Genomic DNA, 1,402 nt, shown 5'->3' on the forward strand with positions numbered 1-1,402 from the left:
CCCCGTCGCCCGCGCCGCCAGCGAGGTCCTCGGCGGCCCCGCCGGCCGCCACCTCGGCGCCGGCGGGCCCTGGTGGACCCGGCCCCTGCCGGTGCTGGTGGCGCTGACCTCGGTGCTCGTCGCGCTCGGCGCCCTCACCAAGCACCACTGCCGCGCGCAGGGCTGGAACACCCCCGACCAGTTCGTGCACGCCTGCTACTCCGACCTGCCGGTGGTGTACACCTCCTCCGGCCTGGCCGAGGGCCTGGGCCCGTACGCCGACGGCGTCGCCCTCGGCCAGCCGCCCCTCACCGCGGCGCTGGCCTGGCTCGTGGGCCGCGCCGCCCCCCAGGAGGTGACCGCCGCCGCGCAGCGCGCCTACTTCGACGCCGGCGCCGTGGTGCTCCTGCTCGCCGCCCTGGCCACCGTCGCCGCCGTCGCCGCCGCCGCCGGGGCCCGCCGCCGCTGGGACGCCGCGCTGCTGGCCGCCAGCCCCCTGCTGGTGCTCTCCGCGCTGGTCTCCTTCGACCTCGCCGGCGTCGCGCTGGCCACCGCCGGCCTGGCGCTGTGGGCGCGCCGGCGCCCCGCGGCCGCCGGGGTGCTGCTCGGGCTGGCCGTGGCCGCCCGCACCTACCCGGTGCTCCTGCTGCTCGCCGTGGCGCTGGTGGCGCTGCGCGCCGGGCGCCCGCGCGCCGCGGCGACCACCGCCCTGACCGCCGCCGCCACCTGGGGCGCCGTCAGCGCGCCCTTCGCCCTGACCGACCCGGACGCGTGGAGCGCGCACCTGCGCGACCCCCTGGTCCGCCCCGCCGGCTACGGCTCCCCGTGGCTGCTGCCGCAGCTGCTCGAGCAGGCCGCCGGCGACACCGGCGCCACCGGGCTGCCCGCCGGAGCGGTCACCGCGCTCACCCTGTGCGCCTGGGGGGTGTGGCTGCTGCTGGTGACCCTGCTGGTGCTGTGGGCCCCGCGCCGACCCCGGCTGCCGCAGGTCGCCCTCCTGCTCGTGGCCGGGGCCTGCGCGCTCGGCCCGGCCTTCCCGCCGCAGGCCTCGCTGTGGCTGGCGCCGCTGGCGGCGCTGGCCGTGCCGCGCTGGCGTGAGCACCTGCTGTGGTGGGCGGCCGAGGCCGCCTACTTCGGGGCGGTGTGGCTGTACATCGCCGGCCAGTCCGAGCCCTCGCGGGCCCTGCCCCCGGAGCTGTACGCGCTGCTGCTGGTGCTGCGCCTGGCGGCGGTGGCGTGGCTGGTCGCCTCGGTCGTGCGCGACGTGCGCTCGCCCTGGCGCGACCCGGTGCGCGCCGAGGGCCTGGACGACCCCGCCGGCGGGGACGTGGACCGGGCGCCGGACGCGCTGGTGGTGCGGGTCGCCTGAGCGCGCTCGCGGGGGCGGCCCTGCGCGCGGGCCGGCGGGGGAGCGGGTCGGGTC

General features: G+C 80.8%; 1 protein-coding gene. It reads left to right on the forward strand.

What is annotated here, in order from left to right:
• Positions 1-1,348 (forward strand): glycosyltransferase 87 family protein (locus GTR00_RS20830; protein ID WP_166613431.1); only part of this gene is annotated, 1,348 nt, incomplete at its 5' end.
• Between the last annotated feature and the right edge of the window lie 54 nt (positions 1,349-1,402).

The sequence above is a fragment of the Kineococcus indalonis genome (assembly GCF_009906395.1).
Classification (GTDB): domain Bacteria; phylum Actinomycetota; class Actinomycetes; order Actinomycetales; family Kineococcaceae; genus Kineococcus; species Kineococcus indalonis.